The following is a 14,935-nucleotide window of genomic DNA, read 5'->3' on the forward strand; positions in this document are numbered from 1 at the left end:
ATCTCGAGCCGCTTGCTCCGTATAGTTTTTTGGCACAACAATATAGTTGTTCTGGTTCGCTATCCTTCCATCTGTTTGATTGCTACCTCCAGCGTCCGAGTACAAATTCGCCCATTGTGAGCCGCCCGGCACGGGATCGATTACATACATTCCATTTCGAACGAGGAATCTTGAAGGAACTTAACCAGTGATCCTACCTGTCCCTCTTTGATCTTCAGCAGCTGAATAAAAGGTTCGATCTGTCACGTCGGCCTCCTGGAATGATACGTTTGAACTGGCCACAGCACAGCACGCGGAAATTCACAAGGCTTCCCACGGCAAGCAGTGACGACGACATCAGTTGGATTAGCTACTCAACCCTTTCCGTCGAGAAGACCGACGACTACGGCGTAGTAGTTTCCGAACAGGTGATAAGCGGTCCGATCGCGCTCCACTGTCGCCTCTTCGGTTTCCGCAGACATCACCTTCTTCCATTCGAGGGTTCTCTTGGAGGGCGGCAAGATGAATTCACCAATCGTATCGTAGACGACGTAGTCAAAATAATCGCCACGATCGAATCCTTCGCAGAAGCCGACAGTCTGAGTCGCGCCATTCTCGACAAAGTCCGAAAGTCGACATTGGGACAGGTAGTTCGCCGCCAGCTTGGTTCTCGCGTAAAACCCCAGGGTCCTGAGCCATTCACGTGTTTGCGGAACGCCCGCGAAGGGAAGGACGAGCAGAAACCATGTCAGCGCGAAAACGGCGCTCCACTTCTTCTTTCTGTAGAAGAGCGCTTCGATTGACAGGCAAGCGAGTGGAATCACGAATAGAAGACTGGCGAAGAACAGCCAGACCAGGAGAGCCGGAACGAAAAAGTAGCAGAACATCCCACCATAAACATCGAGCAAGGGCACGGCGATCGAAATAAGCCTGAACCAGTTCATCTTGCCTTCCTGCATCGCGCGACAATCTCTTCCGGGGTTGCGATCGGCAACAGAGCCCGGCCTTCAGCTGAAGAACTCGGCTGTTCGGATAAGACCCACAGTATAGCCGTCGGCTATGGTTGCGCGGCTTTGTTTCGAGAGAGCTAATAAGATCTGCCCGCCCTCTCGCACTATAGAACAAAGAAAGAACGCGTCAACAATGTCCTCGGTCAGGGGACCGGATACGGTGTCGCTCAAAAAATGCCAAACCGCCTCTTGCGCTCCGCGACATCTGCGAGCTCCTTCAGCTCCGCCCGCGCCAGCTTGCCGTTTGCAATGACCGATGCGAGATGATCGCGCACCTTGCCGACGATGTTGATCGCTAGAAACAGCTTCTCTCGACCGGCGGCATCGTCGATGACTGTGCGGCGCCAGGCAGAGACATAGCCTGTCTCGAGCGCCACGAACGCTTCAGATAGCAACTCGTCGTCCAGCAAGGCTTGTGCACGCGCGGCCTTTGCTGCCGCACGCTGCAATATATTTTCATCTGTCATCGGCCCGTTCCGTCCTGTCGAGGGTCTGCAACTTGGTTTGGCGCGCCTCTGCTGCCGCTCCGAGCGCAGCCTCTGCGAGTCGCATTTCGTTCTCGGCCTGGGCTTGCTGGCGCTTCTGCGCCTCTGCCAGAGACTTCAAATGCGCATCGAGCAGCGCGATCTTGGCGTCCAGGCCTGCCTTGATCTTCGCGAGCTCGATCTCGGCCTGCATCTTGATCTGCTGGTGGACCATGTCGTTCTGGGCCTGCTGCTGCGCAAGCTGCGCCCTTTGGGCAGCGATCGCCTGCTCCGTCTGCAGCTTGGCCTGCGCCGCCATGATCTTCGGATCCGGCGGCGGCTGTGGTGGCGCCGGTGGTGGATTCAAGAGCTGGCCGGTCTGCGGGTTGATCGCGGTGGGATCGTTGAAGAAGCGGCTCGGATTCTTATGTCCCATGATCCGCGTCAATTCAGCCGCGGTGTTATAGAGTTCGCGATCGCTGACGAGGTTGACCTTGCCGGCCATGGCAAGCTCCTTCTGCACATTCGCGATCGCCATGGTTTGTGCGAATTGCTGGGCCTTACCGCCGGAGCCCAGGCCGACATTAATGGTCATGTCGTCGCGTGTCCTCCAGGCGCGCGGATCGACGCTGACCCAACTGTTGCGAAGCCGTACGGTCTGCTGCTGCTGGCCGTGCTTGCAGATCGTGGCATGGAGGAGCGCGAAGATGTCGCGCACCCCCTCGGCCATGATGCGCGCGATCAGCTTGATCCGCATCTGCGAGGCCGAGAACACCTGCGCTACCGCGGTGGCGGACTGGTTTTGCAGCGCATTGGCGTCGATGCCCTGCGCCTGCTTCGACAGGCCGGTGCGGGTCTCGAGCTCGGCATCGATATATTGCAGCATCGGATAGATCGAGGTGGTGATGTCAGGCACCACCTGCCAGTTCAACCCGCCCGAGGTCTTGGTGCGCACCACGCCCCCGGGTCGCGAGACCAGGAGGTCGTCGAGCGTATTCGGCCCTGCATTCGCCTCCGCCACTTCGACGCGAGGATTGTTGTGCAGATACAGATTATCCAGCGCGCCGCGCTTGAGCGCAGTCTTCTCCCGCTGCAGCGGCATCACGAGATCGGCGATCGAGCGGCCGAAGAAGCGGTGGGTCATCGGCACCGGCGTGGTCGCGGCGAACGGAATGGCGTCGAACGGCGTGACGCACTCCTTGCCGTCCTTCCGCAGGATCTCGGCCTGATCGCCGCCGGTGATCACCTGGTACAAGCACGGCCTGCCCTCGCCCTCATAGTCCATCCGCACATAGTGTTCTGTGATGCGCACGAGCCTGGCCGCCGAATTCGTCGCGCTCGACGACAGGCGCAAGTGCTCGTCGACCGTGTCGCGGGCCAGCGTCTCGATCTCGGTCGTCCCGGTGTAGTCGCTGAGCGACCTGATCTGCTCGGCATCGAAGCCTTCTCCGATCAGCTGCGACTCGGTCTTGGTGACGACCTCGTGGAAGCAGTAGTTGCAATCGCGGATCGAGCGCGCGCCGCGCTCGATCCCGAATTCCTCCGGCGGCACGCCCATCACCCGGGCCTGCGCGAACTTGCGCGTGGTCACGATGGTTACGTCGTGCGTGATCGGAGCCGGCACCGGCTGCGGCGCCAACGGCAGAGACATTGTCATGATGATGAGCTCGTCAGAAGATGGAGTAAAGAATGCCGCGCTCGGCGATCAACGGCTTCCGCCCTCGCCCGCATTGTTGCGCATGTAGTCCTGGATCATGCCGAGCAGACCACCTGCCGGCGGTTGGAATCCTGTTGGATCTGACGGATCGCCGCCGTTGACCGATGCGATGAGGCCGGGTAGCCCGCCGGCCGACGAATCTGAGGTCGGCGGGTGATAGTGAGTTCGAGCAGGGAACGACAAGTCAAACGGCGCCCCGGCGGGGATAACCGAGGGTTGAAAGGGCGACGGCCAATTTGGACCGGAGGAAGCAGCACCGGCCGACGGAGCGAAACCACCGGCCGGTGTCGGGCCGGCAGCTGGAGCCAGTTGCGCACTCGACCTATTGGCCCGGGGTGCCGCATCCGTCCGCGGCTGACCGACACCTGGCTCCGGAAACCCGTACTCAAAAACATTGTTGCGGCTCGGCACACCGGCTGCCGCTGCGGAGTCCCGCACGGACTCATAGTTCCAGACTCGAGGGGCAGGCAGAGCCGGAGCCTGTGGAGGAACTTTGGGTAGAGGAATATACGCCCAAGGATCCTGCGACTTCCACCACGGAGCGATCGATGATCGTTTCTGAGGAGCAATTTCCAGGTTATTCCACCAATCACCAATAGCGTTTCCGTCGCCGATATGACCCGCAGTACCGCCTTGAAGATGTTCAATACCGGGATTGCCCTCCCGCCAAACCCAAGGCTGATCTGATCCGGGCCAAGACCCGTACGAGCCCGCAAGCCCGTCGTTGAATTGCCTAATAGCGGAACCTGCGCCTCGAGCAGCAACGTTGGGCTTACGGATCGTAAGCCCCAACAGCGCCTGCCCTATTGATCCTACAAAACCAGCCAATTTAAAGCCGTCGACGGCGGGACTATACAAGCCTGCTTTCGAGTCCGCCAACCATGACTTCAACGGTTGGTCACCGTACGAGAGCACTTTCCCATTGAAATCCACAAAACGATAGCTTTGATAGTAGTATCCATCTTTCGGGTTTTTGACCGGCTCTGCAAACTGCAAATATCCGTGAGCAGCTTCACTCATTGCAACCTCTTGCCCGTAAACGTTTCCCACTTGTCCACCTGCGGTCTTGCCAACCCCACAAGCGCAAGCGTGAACAGATCGCGCGCCGCGACCTGCCGATTGAAGACGTAAATGTTCTTGTTGACGCAGTAGCTTGCCATCATTGATCCGTCGGGATCTCGCTTGCACACCGCAATCGAGACAAGATATTGAGCGGCATCGCCATTAAAAGTGACCGCGGGGTCTCCGTCGGACAATATGGATGCAGTCAGGCCCCATCGACACGCCGTATAGTCGGCGTTGATCATAACCTCCTTTATCGACAATCTATTAGCGACCTCCGTCGTCATGCTGTCATCCCAGTATTCTTTTCGATCAAAAACAACTTTGCGGGGATCAATCGACAAGCAGCTAAGTCCGCTAACAGTAAACTCTTTGTAATTCACAGATACGGCCGCAAATAGCTCGTTCGGATTTGATCCCACGCCGAGCGCATACAGCGCTATCGCCAAGCCAACCGCGAGTACGGCGGCCGCGCCCCAGAACCTTTCAATCCCTGCCATCGGAATTGGGTGCTGAATCATGATCTGACTAGAGCCTCCTTGAGCCAGCCGTCGTTGGATGAGTTCAGACGAAAGCCTGCATCAACAAGGTAAGGGCGAAGAACCCGATCAGAAAAATGACAAATCCAATGAAGCCAGCGATCGTCTCTTCAATCTCGATGTGACCGGTCCCGTCGCTGCGGTAGCCAAGCACATTGAAGCTCTTCTGGGCAGAATTGAGCGGCTGCACATGGACTCTGCCGAACGAAACCAGCGGGAGAACGAGCCGCGCGACGGTGTATCCGAGCGCCTCGATCATGGCGTCAAAGATGCCTATAGGACGTCCGGCAAGCACCAAGAGCGCGCCCACGACGACGAACGCAAACCCTGTCACGATCAAGGTGAACAAGAGAACGTCCTTCGAAGCGTTGACTGAGCTAACTACCAATTAGAACAAATCAAGAATTTTGTCAAACGCCTCCAGCCCAGCCATCACGCAAATCCGTGCATTGTGACAATGCTGCGCACCCGCATGATGCGAGCCGGTGGATTGAAGCCAGAAACCAAGGGAGTGACCATTTCGATGAGACCATTGGGTCTAGGTGAGGTTGGCCGGCTCCGATCAGCGCGCTCCGCTCTCGACGGGATTATCGCGCATGTAGTCCTGGATCATGCCGAGCAGGCCACCGGCCCGCGGCTGGAATTGCGCCGGGTCGGACGGATCGCTTCCGGTGACCGACGCGATCAAGCCGGGGAGACCACCAGGCGCGTTTGGGGATACATCCGGTAAATAAGGTACGGGTGTCGCGCGCCCAGCGAAGGACGAACCTGAGCCGGGGCTTGCAGTTGCTGCGCTCGGCGGCCCGAACTGCCCCTTCAGATAGTCGGACGCCCAGGGCGCGACGCCAGCCCCCAGAGGTCCCTGCGACGGCGCTCGCATATAGGGCAACGGCTGTTCGGCGGAAGGCGCCACCCTTGCAATGCCGCTTTGGAGAGTCCGCGCAAAGGGAGAGAGTTCGTCCAGCGGACCCATTGCAGGAGGAAAGATGTATGTATTGATGAGATCGGCGATCTGAGCAGGGCTGTACGTCTTCGTGAGGGCAGGAGAGGCGTTTGGCGACCCAATCCCCCACTCCACGGCAATTTCTTTTGCTTTCCCGGGAGAAAACCACCCGTCCGGCGTGGCACCATTGACGCTGACGGAAGGAATTCCCACGGATACATTTCCGGTAATCCCTTTCCCGAGAGTGTCCTTGGACGATAGCCCCGGACGCAAATGAACCCAATGAGCTCCAAATCCTGGTATCCCAAAAGACCTAGTCACCGTGAAAGGCGGCGCGCCTGGGGCGCCTGGATTCCAATAATAAGTCCCACCCAGGCGACCAAACAGCGTTGGAAGCGACACTGAAATCCCGTCCGCGCGCAGGTTTCCATTCTTGTTGACCGACAATTCTTCCTCCATATTTAGACGAGACGACCGAAAGGCACCTTGCAGATCGGCTCACCGCCTCGGAATCTTCTTCGGATCTAACTATGATGAGTCCGTTTCCAGACTTGATCGTGCTCGCCTGGTTGCTTGGGATACTTGCGATTGCCCACAGAGCACGCGCGCTGCTTTATCGCGCCCTGAAACATCCGACTTCCGACGCAGGATCCGCTGATTTTTCCCGATTTGGATTCATCAAATTAGCCATCCATATCGATCCGTCCAAGCTGACCGAAGCAGGTCGCCCACTCCTCTCGAGGGCACAGTGGGCCGAACGAATTCTCTCCCTTTGGGTGATCGATGTCCCGCTGTTTATTTTGATTCCGCTCCTCTCGCCTCCTTTGCATCCGTGATGAAGCAGTCTGACCGGCCGGTCCATCGGCGCCGCAATTGGCTGCCAGGTGATTTTTGAAAACTGCTCTCGTGTGCTATTGGAGCTGGATCGGCAGGCTCGCGAGGTCCCCAATAAGGTTGGTGGTCGCGCATGACATGATGCATCTCTGCTCGTGGCAGACGTGCCCTTCTGCGGGCACCTGTTCCGAACACGCCTTCTTCAGCAGCAGACGACCTCAACGGCCTTGAATCCCGGCTGGATCGGTCCGCATGTACTCCTGGGTCATGCCGAAGAGACCTCCCGCAGGAGGCAGAAAATGCGAGGGATCGGAATGGGCGTTGCCGTTGACCGACGCGATCAGACCAGGAAGACCTTTCGAGGTCGGTTCAAAAGGGCCGGTTGGAGATTGATTTTGTGAGAGCGCCGCCGATATCGAACCAACACGGGCCCCGGAGTTGCTCGCCGCGCCATAAGAAGCTGCAAAACCAAGCCCCCGTTCTCCGGCTCAATTGCGCTACGCTTGCCCGGGGCAGGTGCGCTGGATGGAGCAGAAGATGGGACCCGGTTCACGGTCACAGCGAAATCGGCAAAGCCCGCCGATGGGCCAGTCCAAGGCGCACCGCTCCCCGTTGGCGCAACAAATTTGAGAGGATACCGTTAAACGATGGATCGATCCTTTGACCCTGGCGGGTAACGATCAGCTTTCCTGTCGTCAGCGCATCTAGAACGAGATCTTGAATTTGATCTCTATTCAAATTATCAGTTGATCTTCTCAGAATACTTCACCCGATGGCTTTTGGCTCCGGCTGAAACTGGCTGTTCACGCTGTGCGCGACGATTTTCATCGCGCCATCGGATTCAACGACGGCCTGTGCCAATAGCGCGAACTGATCCTCGCTGAGATCGTAGTAGGTCTCGCGGCTTTCCTCCTCGCGCTCCTCCCACCACACTTTGACAACGCCAACCTTGGACAATAGCGCGTCCTTGATGAAGGAGTAGAGGATCATGAAGCCGGGATTCTGCTGCATGAAGACGTGATTGACGTAGTCCGTCTCCTGGGCAGCCGCGGCCTCATCCTCCGGCCCGACCGGCTCGAAGCGGACCACCTCGTCGGAGCCGGCAAAGATATCCATCAGATGCGGCATCAACCCCTCGACGGTGTCGGCGACGTCGGTCGAAACCGCGCGAGAGCGGCCGTCCTGCACCGGCATGTCCTTGCGCATATCGCCGAGATAATAATCTATGGCATCGGCGCGTTCCTCCGCTAGCCGTGCAGCGGAAATGGCGGCGAGCGCATCGGCCTTTTCCGACGCCAGCATGGCCTTCAGATCGGAGATCGACATTTTCGGCATGTTCATCACCTTTCAAAACTAGATATCGAATTCCGCGCACGAATTCAAAATACGACGGTCGATCCGCAACTTGAAACGCTGCGGCGCGAGGTCGCGATCGACGAGGAGCAGCTCGCGCTCTGCAGGAATGACCGCCTGTTACAGGCGATCAGAAAACAACACTCAATGAATGAAGCAGTCCAGCAGACACCGTATTGATTGTCGCCGGAGTATACGGTGCACCACATGTAGCCACGCGCACGAGACCGGTCGGTTCTGTCGGAATATCGATGATCCCCAAGGACCGAATAACCAATTCAAAACGATCTATGGCCGATGCTCTAGCCAGACGGGTTCGGTAGACGTCCGGAAGGATAAACCAACCGACTCGAAAGGCGCCGGTACGCGTTCGGATTCTGGCTGTCCAATGCCGGTTCCGGCCTTTCGGCCGAGACGTTCAGATCACTCCTCGGATTTTTCCACGGCACCGGCGGAGCGTACGGACGTCCAAATGGATCAATCTCTATGATATTTTGATCTTGCGTCTTAGGGATACGCTCGGTTGGCAATTCGATCGACTTGTCCCTTTGATCGTTTGGATCGCTCCAGTCCGTCGCTGGAGCGAATGCATCATTGAATTTCTTTAGCTCCCTCAGCACGTCTCCCATGATGTTGTTGGGATCGTTCAATTGCTTGCTGAAGCTTTCGACGGAACCATACAAACCTTTAAGGTCATCCATTAATGCGTCTGGATTTTTCTTGATTCCCTCTGGATAGTACGAGCTCGGTCCATTGATGATATCGTCAAGCTGCTTTCCGACCATCCCGAAAATCCGTGATCGGTCCCCCTCCCCAATGCTCGGAGCATTTGGCGGTGATAGTGGAGCTTGTTCGATGATGCTTCTGCTGTCGGTCATATCAAATTGATCCTATCAATAATGATAGGCGCTAGACCGCATGCCTAGCGCGGGTGAGAAAACGTGAGATAGATCATTCCAATGCGTTCGTTCCAGGAAAACGGGTTCCGCACGAACTCGTCCCGCTCTCTCATGACACGCCGATAGATCGGCACTCGCAACAAACCGGTTGTGAGTTTCGCATGGAATTGTTCGGCAGCCTCGTTCGTATAACAACAGCCGGGCGGCCCCAGAACATTCATATCCATTGTCGGAAGACCCGTGGTGTCGGGACGGACAACGATTTTGATCATCAGACCGGCCGCGCGGATTTCGCAAACGCGCTCATAGCTGCAGTTCTCTAGTTTTCCTGTGTCCGTCTTTCCAGCCGCGTCGATCGCGTAGTTGAGGACGAAGTCTTCAGCCCAAGCAGCCGCATTCGTCACCGTCAACAGCGCCAGCAGCATGACCATGCGCAAGGCGGCAAGAGAGCAGATAGCGCGCAACCGCGATCCTCTAGTCATGGTTCGATCCGTCTGCACCTGTTACGTATCCAATGCGGCAAGAGCCCCGCTTCACTTCGCAACCGTCGCTGTCGAGCGAACTTTGGATTCGAAGACCCCTAGCCATCTCTCGATACTCCAACAATCCGCTGCGCAACGATGAGCACGAGATTAGTCAGCCGATGCGCCCCCCACAACAGAAACACGATGAGGGAGAAGACGCCGAGGGACGCCCCAAGATCGGCCACGGTGAACTCGGCCAAGGCTCCGCGGCCGTACATCAAGACACGCAAGCTGTCGTCGGTTCGCGACATCAAGATCGTCAGGAGAAGAAGCGCGTAAGAAAGCGTCACCACGGGAGAGCGGCGGAAAACAGCCAAAACAAAGATCGGGGCCAGCCAGATGCAGTGCATGAAGACATCTGGGTGGCCCCATTTCCCCCATCGGAAATCCACGGGATAGCTGACAAGGTCGGTCAGCACCAACCACGTCACCAGGCATGCGCAGGCGACGATGAAAGCCGCGGAGGAGATCCGGTCGCGATCCCATTTCATCAGGTTTTCGCTTGCCTAGTTGAGCTGTCTTCCCGCGGAGGTTGGCAACTCTGTTTAAGGACCTCACGACGAACAAATCAAGAACATCAGAGGACAACAGATTTGTCAACTGCTCGCTTGAACGCCGCCTTAGCCGCACGCGATGCGGAGCGCGAGCCGGCCGATCGAAACCCCAATGACACAACACACGGCGGGGGCATCGTTATGCGCGCATAGCGAGCTCTTCCGACGAGATCACCATCAGTACGGACCGAATCGAGCACGCTCCGGAAGACACCTCACTTATTCCAACTCGCAGGCTTGTGCCGGAGCGCAGCCCAGTCCTCTAGCCCCGGCGTCGCGCCTCCGAAGATCGGCGGCGGGAATGGATAATCGGGCATCGGCTCGCCGGTGACGATGCCGAGCGGTCTGGCGGACTGAGGCGGCGGCGAGAGTTGCTGATAGGGCGACAGCGGCCCGTTCGTTCCGCCTGCAGACGCCCAACTTCCAAAACGGTCATCGAATGAGGGGGCACGATCCATCGGCGGGAGTTGATTGGGCTTGGTCCCGACGACATCCACGTTCAGACCAGAAACAGCCGGCGAGCTCGCCGGGCGCGAGCGCAGAATCCGGACCGCATTTCCTTCCGGCGGAGCAGGGGTTCGTCCCGGAGCCGCGTCGTCTGCCTGATGGGCGTCGACCAATTGCGAGCCATAGCGCGGGCCGGCGTCCGGCGTATCGCCGAAGTCACGATCGGCCGCCGGACCAAGCTCGCGTCGATATTGGAGATAGTCCTGCAGATAGGCTGGAGCGTAAGGAGCGGGGTCGATGGGGCCTTTCCGCTCCCAATAGTCCGCCGGATCAATAACCTTACCGGTAGGATCTTTCAATTGATAGTGAACGTGAAAGTCACCACCTTCAATTCCTCGCCGTCTCACTCCGGTGTTGCCCATCGTTCCGATCAATTGTCCGGCAAGCACAGGGTCCCCAACCGAAACATGCTGACGCTGCGTATGGAGGATTTCGTGGACGTAGCCATCTGCGTCTTGAATTGCGATCGTTCCATAGCCTCCTTCCCCCGCATTGATCACCTTACCCGTAACTGGTGACCGAAGCGCCGGATGGCTCGTGTTGAATCTCGATTGCTGCCCCCCCCAACATAGTTGAAATCCACGCCACGATGAGGATTCGTCGATCCTGGTGGACGATTGGTCGCTCCGAAGGGGCTCGTCGTATGCGGCGAATACGTTCTTTGCGTCTTTTCATCTTTCATCAATGGCAGCACGCGCCGCATGATATCGTCCCATGACATCTCGGTTTCCTGTGTTTGAGCTGCACCGCTTGAACGAGATCACCTGCGCTCGCCTGATAACGATTGCGCAATTTTGTATTAGAAGTTACCTTCCTACTACTTGATGCACGACAACTGGTGCTGGAGGCGTACTTGCGGATGCATTACATATTCCTAGCTCTCGCTTTGATGACCAGCACGGGCGCTGCAGCTTATGCGCAGGACGGTTCAAAGCCTCCACCGCAGAAATGGCGCCCGAAGGATGGCATATACGCGGTCCCGGGTCCTGACCACGCAGCCCGGTGCGGGGATCAGGCCGAAGCTTACGTCGAGCTTGGCGAGAACTTTATTGGCGGTAGCGAATATGGCTGCGCCATACGGAAGATCACCGACCTGGCGCCTGGGCGCATGAAGCTCGAAGCGTTGTGTGATGACGCCCAGACCGGAAAATCGAAGAATGAGTTGATCCTACTGAAACGAATCGACGATAATATTTTTTCCTGGAGCCAAATCACCCGTGGGGCCAGCGCCGCTGGCGTGAAGTTCGCCTACTGCCCCGAAGACGCACAGCGCACCTATCGAGAAAACTCCGCGCGAGCCAAAGAAGAGCAAACCAAGGAGCCGGCGCAGAGGCGCTGATCGCAACTCCGACGTGGAGCGCCGGAGGCGAGAGCCGCTCCACGGTGGGCTTCATTTTTGAAATTTGCTCTCGTTGAGACGTGCGTAATATCTGTGAACCAGATTGATGTTGCCCCTGTATTTGATCTCAGGCAGAGTGCAAACTCGCTGAGCGTTGAGGGACTCAATCTCCTCGCTTTTTTTCTTTCGCAGACATGCTCCGGTCTAGCTTCGTGCGAGCCACGCGAAGTCTTATCAACGGGCTCTCTGCCGACGTATTTTTTCGTCACCCGATCATAGCCGGAAAAGACCAACAGAACGTCGGCGCGAATTGTCTTGTATTCGTCATATCCCGCGAGCCCATGCCTCTTAGCAACGGTGTCCAGCTTTGCCGTTGTCTCCGGGCCGGTCTTGTAAAATCCGTCCTGACTGTTTTCTCTGATCTCGTCTACCTCGTCTGCGGAATCGAGCAGGCCCAAGATCTGCTTTTCAGTTAGCGGCATCTGCACAAATTCGATACACGACTTTTTCACCTCATTTTGCGTCGCGACCACCTTGCCTTGCGCAGGCGAGGTCTGAGCGTGGACCGCGAAACCAAAATTGAGCGTCAGAACACACACGGACAGTGCGAGGGGCGCTCGCCGGATGAACGATATCATGCGAAAATCGGCATTTGCATCGGTGCTTCTCCAATCCATCTTACGTGATGTCCATTGACCAGCGCAATTCACCCGTGAAGTCGCGTCCGCGAGCTGGTCGGACCGTCACCGCCAGCCTGCGTCCTGATAGCGGATCGGCCGGTTGAAGCTGAGAACCCGGCCCGGCGCCTCATAACAGATTGCCATCAGCCCGAGCGCGTCGGCGGCGTGCGAGGACCAGTCGTGCTCGGGACCTAATCCAATGTTACGCGCCTCGTCCTTGCGCTCGTGGTAGAATCCGAGCGCCTCGCGGCCTGCCTCGGTGGTCGCTTCGTTGAACCAGAGCTGCGGGCCGAGGCGACGCAGAGCCTCGATCCGCATCATCGCAGCGCCCCTGCCCTGGTTCTTCACCGGCGGCTCGACGGCAAATCCTGCCTCGCGCAGATGATCCTCATAGCGCTTGCCGGTGACGCTGTTTGTCGTCACGCCGTCATGCGGCAGATAGAGGATCGCGTCCTGATAGCCCCTTGAGCGCAGCCAATTGACGTGGAAGGCGAGCACCTGACCGACCGCCTCGTAATAGTCCAGCACGCGGATCTCGTTACCAACCCACTGGGTAATCCAGATCGTGAAGGCGTCGGCGGTCGCGCCGGCGCCGCCGATATCGATGAAGCCGCGCAACGGCAGCAGCGGATCGGCCGACACCTTGCCGATCCGCGACTCGCGCTTGGCTTGCGCCAGCAAATCCGCGAAATAGGCTCCTTCGAAGGCCCGCACGTAGTCGCCCTCCCAGATGTGATCGTAGCGGTCGGGATAGAGCGCGAGATCCAGCCGCCGCTCCTCCTCCAACACGGCTGGAAACCACGGATTGTCGCGCCAATTTGCCTTGACCAGGATTGCACCGTCAGGCTTGCGCCCGCGCAGGAAATCATCAATAGCGTCGGACTTGCGACGTGGATTCCACGAAGCCCAGAGCTCTGAGCCGGCGGCACGGATGGTCGGCCGCAGCAGCGACAGCGAGCGTGCGCTCAATGTCTGCGCTTCGTCGATCCAGGCGATGCGGAAGCCTTCCAACGATTTGATCGAATCCGCCGTGTGATCCTGCATCCCGCGGAAGATGATGAGACCATCGCCGGGCGTTGCGATCTTATCGCTGTAGAGCTTGAAGCCGTGGCCGAGACGAAGGCCCGCGATCTTGTTCTCGATCAGCCGTTTCGACGATTGCGCTAGGGTGCGCTGTGCCTCTCGGATGCAAACAGCAAGCGTGCCGCGCTCGGCCTGGCATGTCTCCACCAGCAGCTCACCGAAAAAATGCGATTTGCCCGAGCCGCGGCCCCCGAAGGCGGCCTTGTAGCGCGCCGGCTGCAGCAGCGGCTCGAATACTTTCGCCGTCGGAATACGTAACGTGGACAAGGGCGCCTCGTTCCAAGTGTTCAGCGGAGCGTCTCGAAGGACCCCGACAACGATAGCTCGTCCCCCTATCGGCCTTCACGAACCTGGGGCCATTCCCATCCACGCAATCACCGCTGCATCAGCGGCTTGATCCAACGCGAGAACCAGTCGCTCATGTCGTCTCCGGACGACGTCGATGGATCGTAGCCCCCGAACATCGGAGGAGCGGGGTAGACCGGCAGCGGCCGGCCGCCAGAGGCCGCCTCCGAGCCGACAGATGAGTTGAGCCCTCGCTGCATCTGCGCCGGAACAACGGGCGCCGCTTGAGGAGGCGCAGCCCAGCCCCCAAAGCGTTGGTCGAACGATGCCGAAGGCGGCGGTGACTGCGCCGAGTCTGGCGCAAACGGAACGGCGGAGGTGCCTGTATCGAAAACGGACGCGCCTGACGGACTGACCTGCCGGCCGCGCAAATAGCGATCCGGAGGCCGACGCTCACCTGATCCAGCTGACTGCCGAAGACTGGATGACTCAGAGGCTTCCGGCAAATTCGACCATTTCCCATACCGGTCATCGAACGTGGGGGACGCCCCCTGATCGTAAATCGGTCCACTCGGAAGATGACCATTCCGCTCCGACGGCGTATCGTATCCACCGCCGACGAATGCGTAGTCCTGCTGCACGCCGCGAAGCGATTGAGGAATAGCGGCTGGCCTCCCGGCGCCGTCGATCATAAACTTCGATCTTGGATTATCGATCAAGGTCTTTTCAACATCCGAGAGATACTGACTGCTGCGCAATGGAGACAGGTACAAGAGGTCGCTACCTAGACCGGCAGCTTCCATGATCCGGTTGACCATCGCCGTGCAAACATTCGCATCTGCTACGTTATAGTTTCCGCTGGAAGAGCTAATGCGCTGAATTTCGTTCAGAGCTTGTGTCGCCTGCTCCTCGGTTATCGGTACCGTGAACGTCTTATGCGCAGCGCCGGCGACACTGGAAAAATCGGCTGGAGGTGTCTGACCAGGGGCAAGTGAGTGAACGTCGAATTTTCCATAACTCCAAGGCGAGTAGTGGCGCTGGGGACCAAACCCCGCGTAGGTTTGTTTAGAAGGCTCGTTGACGACGACCGCTGCGTGACCTGGAATATTCGGATTGATCTGAATCGTCAAAGAATATCGAGGCGCCATGTTTTTCATCCTCAA

At 58.1% G+C, this 14,935-nt stretch carries 17 protein-coding genes; 2 read left to right on the plus strand and 15 right to left on the minus strand.

Annotated features, from left to right (window positions below; all coding sequences use genetic code 11):
• Nucleotides 1–353: 353 nt before the first annotated feature.
• From QX071_RS20830 to QX071_RS20860, 7 genes are all read right to left on the minus strand, one after another.
• Complete coding sequence (locus QX071_RS20830; protein ID WP_315704552.1) at nucleotides 354–923, minus strand: hypothetical protein; 570 nt, start codon at nucleotides 921–923, stop codon at nucleotides 354–356.
• A gap of 233 nt (nucleotides 924–1,156) precedes the next feature.
• Nucleotides 1,157–1,438: a hypothetical protein gene (locus tag QX071_RS20835; protein ID WP_315704553.1), complete on the minus strand. Its 282-nt coding sequence runs from the start codon at nucleotides 1,436–1,438 to the stop codon at nucleotides 1,157–1,159.
• Nucleotides 1,439–1,445: 7 nt separating this feature from the next.
• Nucleotides 1,446–3,110, minus strand: coding sequence for a hypothetical protein (locus QX071_RS20840; RefSeq protein WP_315704554.1), 1,665 nt, complete (start codon nucleotides 3,108–3,110; stop codon nucleotides 1,446–1,448).
• Between the two features lie 48 nt (nucleotides 3,111–3,158).
• On the minus strand, nucleotides 3,159–4,190 hold the full coding sequence (locus QX071_RS20845) for a hypothetical protein (protein ID WP_315704555.1): 1,032 nt from the start codon (nucleotides 4,188–4,190) through the stop codon (nucleotides 3,159–3,161).
• Nucleotides 4,187–4,753 (minus strand): hypothetical protein, encoded by a 567-nt coding sequence (locus tag QX071_RS20850; protein WP_315704556.1) that lies wholly within the window; start codon nucleotides 4,751–4,753, stop codon nucleotides 4,187–4,189. Before QX071_RS20850 ends, QX071_RS20845 begins: the two co-directional genes overlap by 4 nt.
• Nucleotides 4,754–4,796: 43 nt before the next feature.
• Nucleotides 4,797–5,120: a hypothetical protein gene (locus tag QX071_RS20855; RefSeq protein ID WP_315704557.1), complete on the minus strand. Its 324-nt coding sequence runs from the start codon at nucleotides 5,118–5,120 to the stop codon at nucleotides 4,797–4,799.
• Nucleotides 5,121–5,333: 213 nt separating this feature from the next.
• The gene (locus QX071_RS20860) at nucleotides 5,334–5,684 is read right to left on the minus strand and encodes a hypothetical protein (protein WP_315747640.1); all 351 of its coding nucleotides are present in this window, start codon (nucleotides 5,682–5,684) and stop codon (nucleotides 5,334–5,336) included.
• Nucleotides 5,685–6,244: 560 nt separating this feature from the next.
• Here QX071_RS20860 and QX071_RS20865 point away from each other — a divergent pair.
• Entirely contained in the window at nucleotides 6,245–6,550 is a 306-nt protein-coding gene (locus QX071_RS20865) for a hypothetical protein (RefSeq protein ID WP_315704559.1), read from the plus strand.
• 763 nt (nucleotides 6,551–7,313) lie between these two features.
• On the opposite strand, the gene QX071_RS20870 is transcribed toward QX071_RS20865, so the two are convergent.
• The 5 genes from QX071_RS20870 to QX071_RS20890 all read right to left on the minus strand — a co-directional run bounded on the left by QX071_RS20870 (nucleotide 7,314) and on the right by QX071_RS20890 (nucleotide 10,990).
• Nucleotides 7,314–7,889: a hypothetical protein gene (locus QX071_RS20870; protein ID WP_315704560.1), complete on the minus strand. Its 576-nt coding sequence runs from the start codon at nucleotides 7,887–7,889 to the stop codon at nucleotides 7,314–7,316.
• 314 nt (nucleotides 7,890–8,203) lie between these two features.
• A complete protein-coding gene (locus QX071_RS20875) occupies nucleotides 8,204–8,779 on the minus strand; it encodes a hypothetical protein (protein WP_315704561.1) in 576 nt (191 codons plus the stop codon).
• Nucleotides 8,780–8,823: 44 nt separating this feature from the next.
• On the minus strand, nucleotides 8,824–9,282 hold the full coding sequence (locus QX071_RS20880; RefSeq protein WP_315704562.1) for a hypothetical protein: 459 nt from the start codon (nucleotides 9,280–9,282) through the stop codon (nucleotides 8,824–8,826).
• Nucleotides 9,283–9,380: 98 nt separating this feature from the next.
• Complete coding sequence (locus tag QX071_RS20885) at nucleotides 9,381–9,815, minus strand: hypothetical protein (RefSeq protein ID WP_315704563.1); 435 nt, start codon at nucleotides 9,813–9,815, stop codon at nucleotides 9,381–9,383.
• Between the two features lie 278 nt (nucleotides 9,816–10,093).
• Nucleotides 10,094–10,990 (minus strand): M23 family metallopeptidase, encoded by an 897-nt coding sequence (locus QX071_RS20890; protein ID WP_315704956.1) that lies wholly within the window; start codon nucleotides 10,988–10,990, stop codon nucleotides 10,094–10,096.
• A gap of 179 nt (nucleotides 10,991–11,169) precedes the next feature.
• Between QX071_RS20890 and QX071_RS20895 the strand changes: the two genes are divergently transcribed.
• On the plus strand, nucleotides 11,170–11,724 hold the full coding sequence (locus QX071_RS20895) for a hypothetical protein (protein WP_315704564.1): 555 nt from the start codon (nucleotides 11,170–11,172) through the stop codon (nucleotides 11,722–11,724).
• Here QX071_RS20895 and QX071_RS20900 read toward each other — a convergent pair.
• The 3 genes from QX071_RS20900 to QX071_RS20910 form a co-directional block, all read right to left on the minus strand.
• Complete coding sequence (locus tag QX071_RS20900; protein ID WP_315704565.1) at nucleotides 11,661–12,401, minus strand: hypothetical protein; 741 nt, start codon at nucleotides 12,399–12,401, stop codon at nucleotides 11,661–11,663. The genes QX071_RS20895 and QX071_RS20900 overlap by 64 nt on opposite strands.
• Before the next feature lie 66 nt (nucleotides 12,402–12,467).
• Entirely contained in the window at nucleotides 12,468–13,754 is a 1,287-nt protein-coding gene (locus QX071_RS20905; RefSeq protein WP_315704566.1) for a PBSX family phage terminase large subunit, read from the minus strand.
• Nucleotides 13,755–13,861: 107 nt separating this feature from the next.
• Nucleotides 13,862–14,920, minus strand: coding sequence for a hypothetical protein (locus QX071_RS20910; protein ID WP_315704567.1), 1,059 nt, complete (start codon nucleotides 14,918–14,920; stop codon nucleotides 13,862–13,864).
• Nucleotides 14,921–14,935 lie beyond the last annotated feature (15 nt).

This window comes from Bradyrhizobium sp. SZCCHNS1022 (genome assembly GCF_032484835.1).
Taxonomy (GTDB): domain Bacteria; phylum Pseudomonadota; class Alphaproteobacteria; order Rhizobiales; family Xanthobacteraceae; genus Bradyrhizobium.

Excerpts from the sequence above, each read along its gene's own strand:
- QX071_RS20830 (WP_315704552.1), bottom strand. The coding sequence starts at position 923 with ATGAACTGGTTCAGGCTTATTTCGATCGCCGTGCCCTTGCTCGATGTT.
- QX071_RS20840 (WP_315704554.1), bottom strand. The coding sequence starts at position 3,110 with ATGACAATGTCTCTGCCGTTGGCGCCGCAGCCGGTGCCGGCTCCGATC.
- QX071_RS20845 (WP_315704555.1), bottom strand. The coding sequence starts at position 4,190 with ATGAGTGAAGCTGCTCACGGATATTTGCAGTTTGCAGAGCCGGTCAAA.
- QX071_RS20850 (WP_315704556.1), bottom strand. The coding sequence starts at position 4,753 with ATGATTCAGCACCCAATTCCGATGGCAGGGATTGAAAGGTTCTGGGGC.
- QX071_RS20865 (WP_315704559.1), top strand. The coding sequence starts at position 6,245 with ATGATGAGTCCGTTTCCAGACTTGATCGTGCTCGCCTGGTTGCTTGGG.
- QX071_RS20870 (WP_315704560.1), bottom strand. The coding sequence starts at position 7,889 with ATGAACATGCCGAAAATGTCGATCTCCGATCTGAAGGCCATGCTGGCG.
- QX071_RS20875 (WP_315704561.1), bottom strand. The coding sequence starts at position 8,779 with ATGACCGACAGCAGAAGCATCATCGAACAAGCTCCACTATCACCGCCA.
- QX071_RS20880 (WP_315704562.1), bottom strand. The coding sequence starts at position 9,282 with ATGACTAGAGGATCGCGGTTGCGCGCTATCTGCTCTCTTGCCGCCTTG.
- QX071_RS20885 (WP_315704563.1), bottom strand. The coding sequence starts at position 9,815 with ATGAAATGGGATCGCGACCGGATCTCCTCCGCGGCTTTCATCGTCGCC.
- QX071_RS20900 (WP_315704565.1), bottom strand. The coding sequence starts at position 12,401 with ATGGATTGGAGAAGCACCGATGCAAATGCCGATTTTCGCATGATATCG.
- QX071_RS20910 (WP_315704567.1), bottom strand. The coding sequence starts at position 14,920 with ATGGCGCCTCGATATTCTTTGACGATTCAGATCAATCCGAATATTCCA.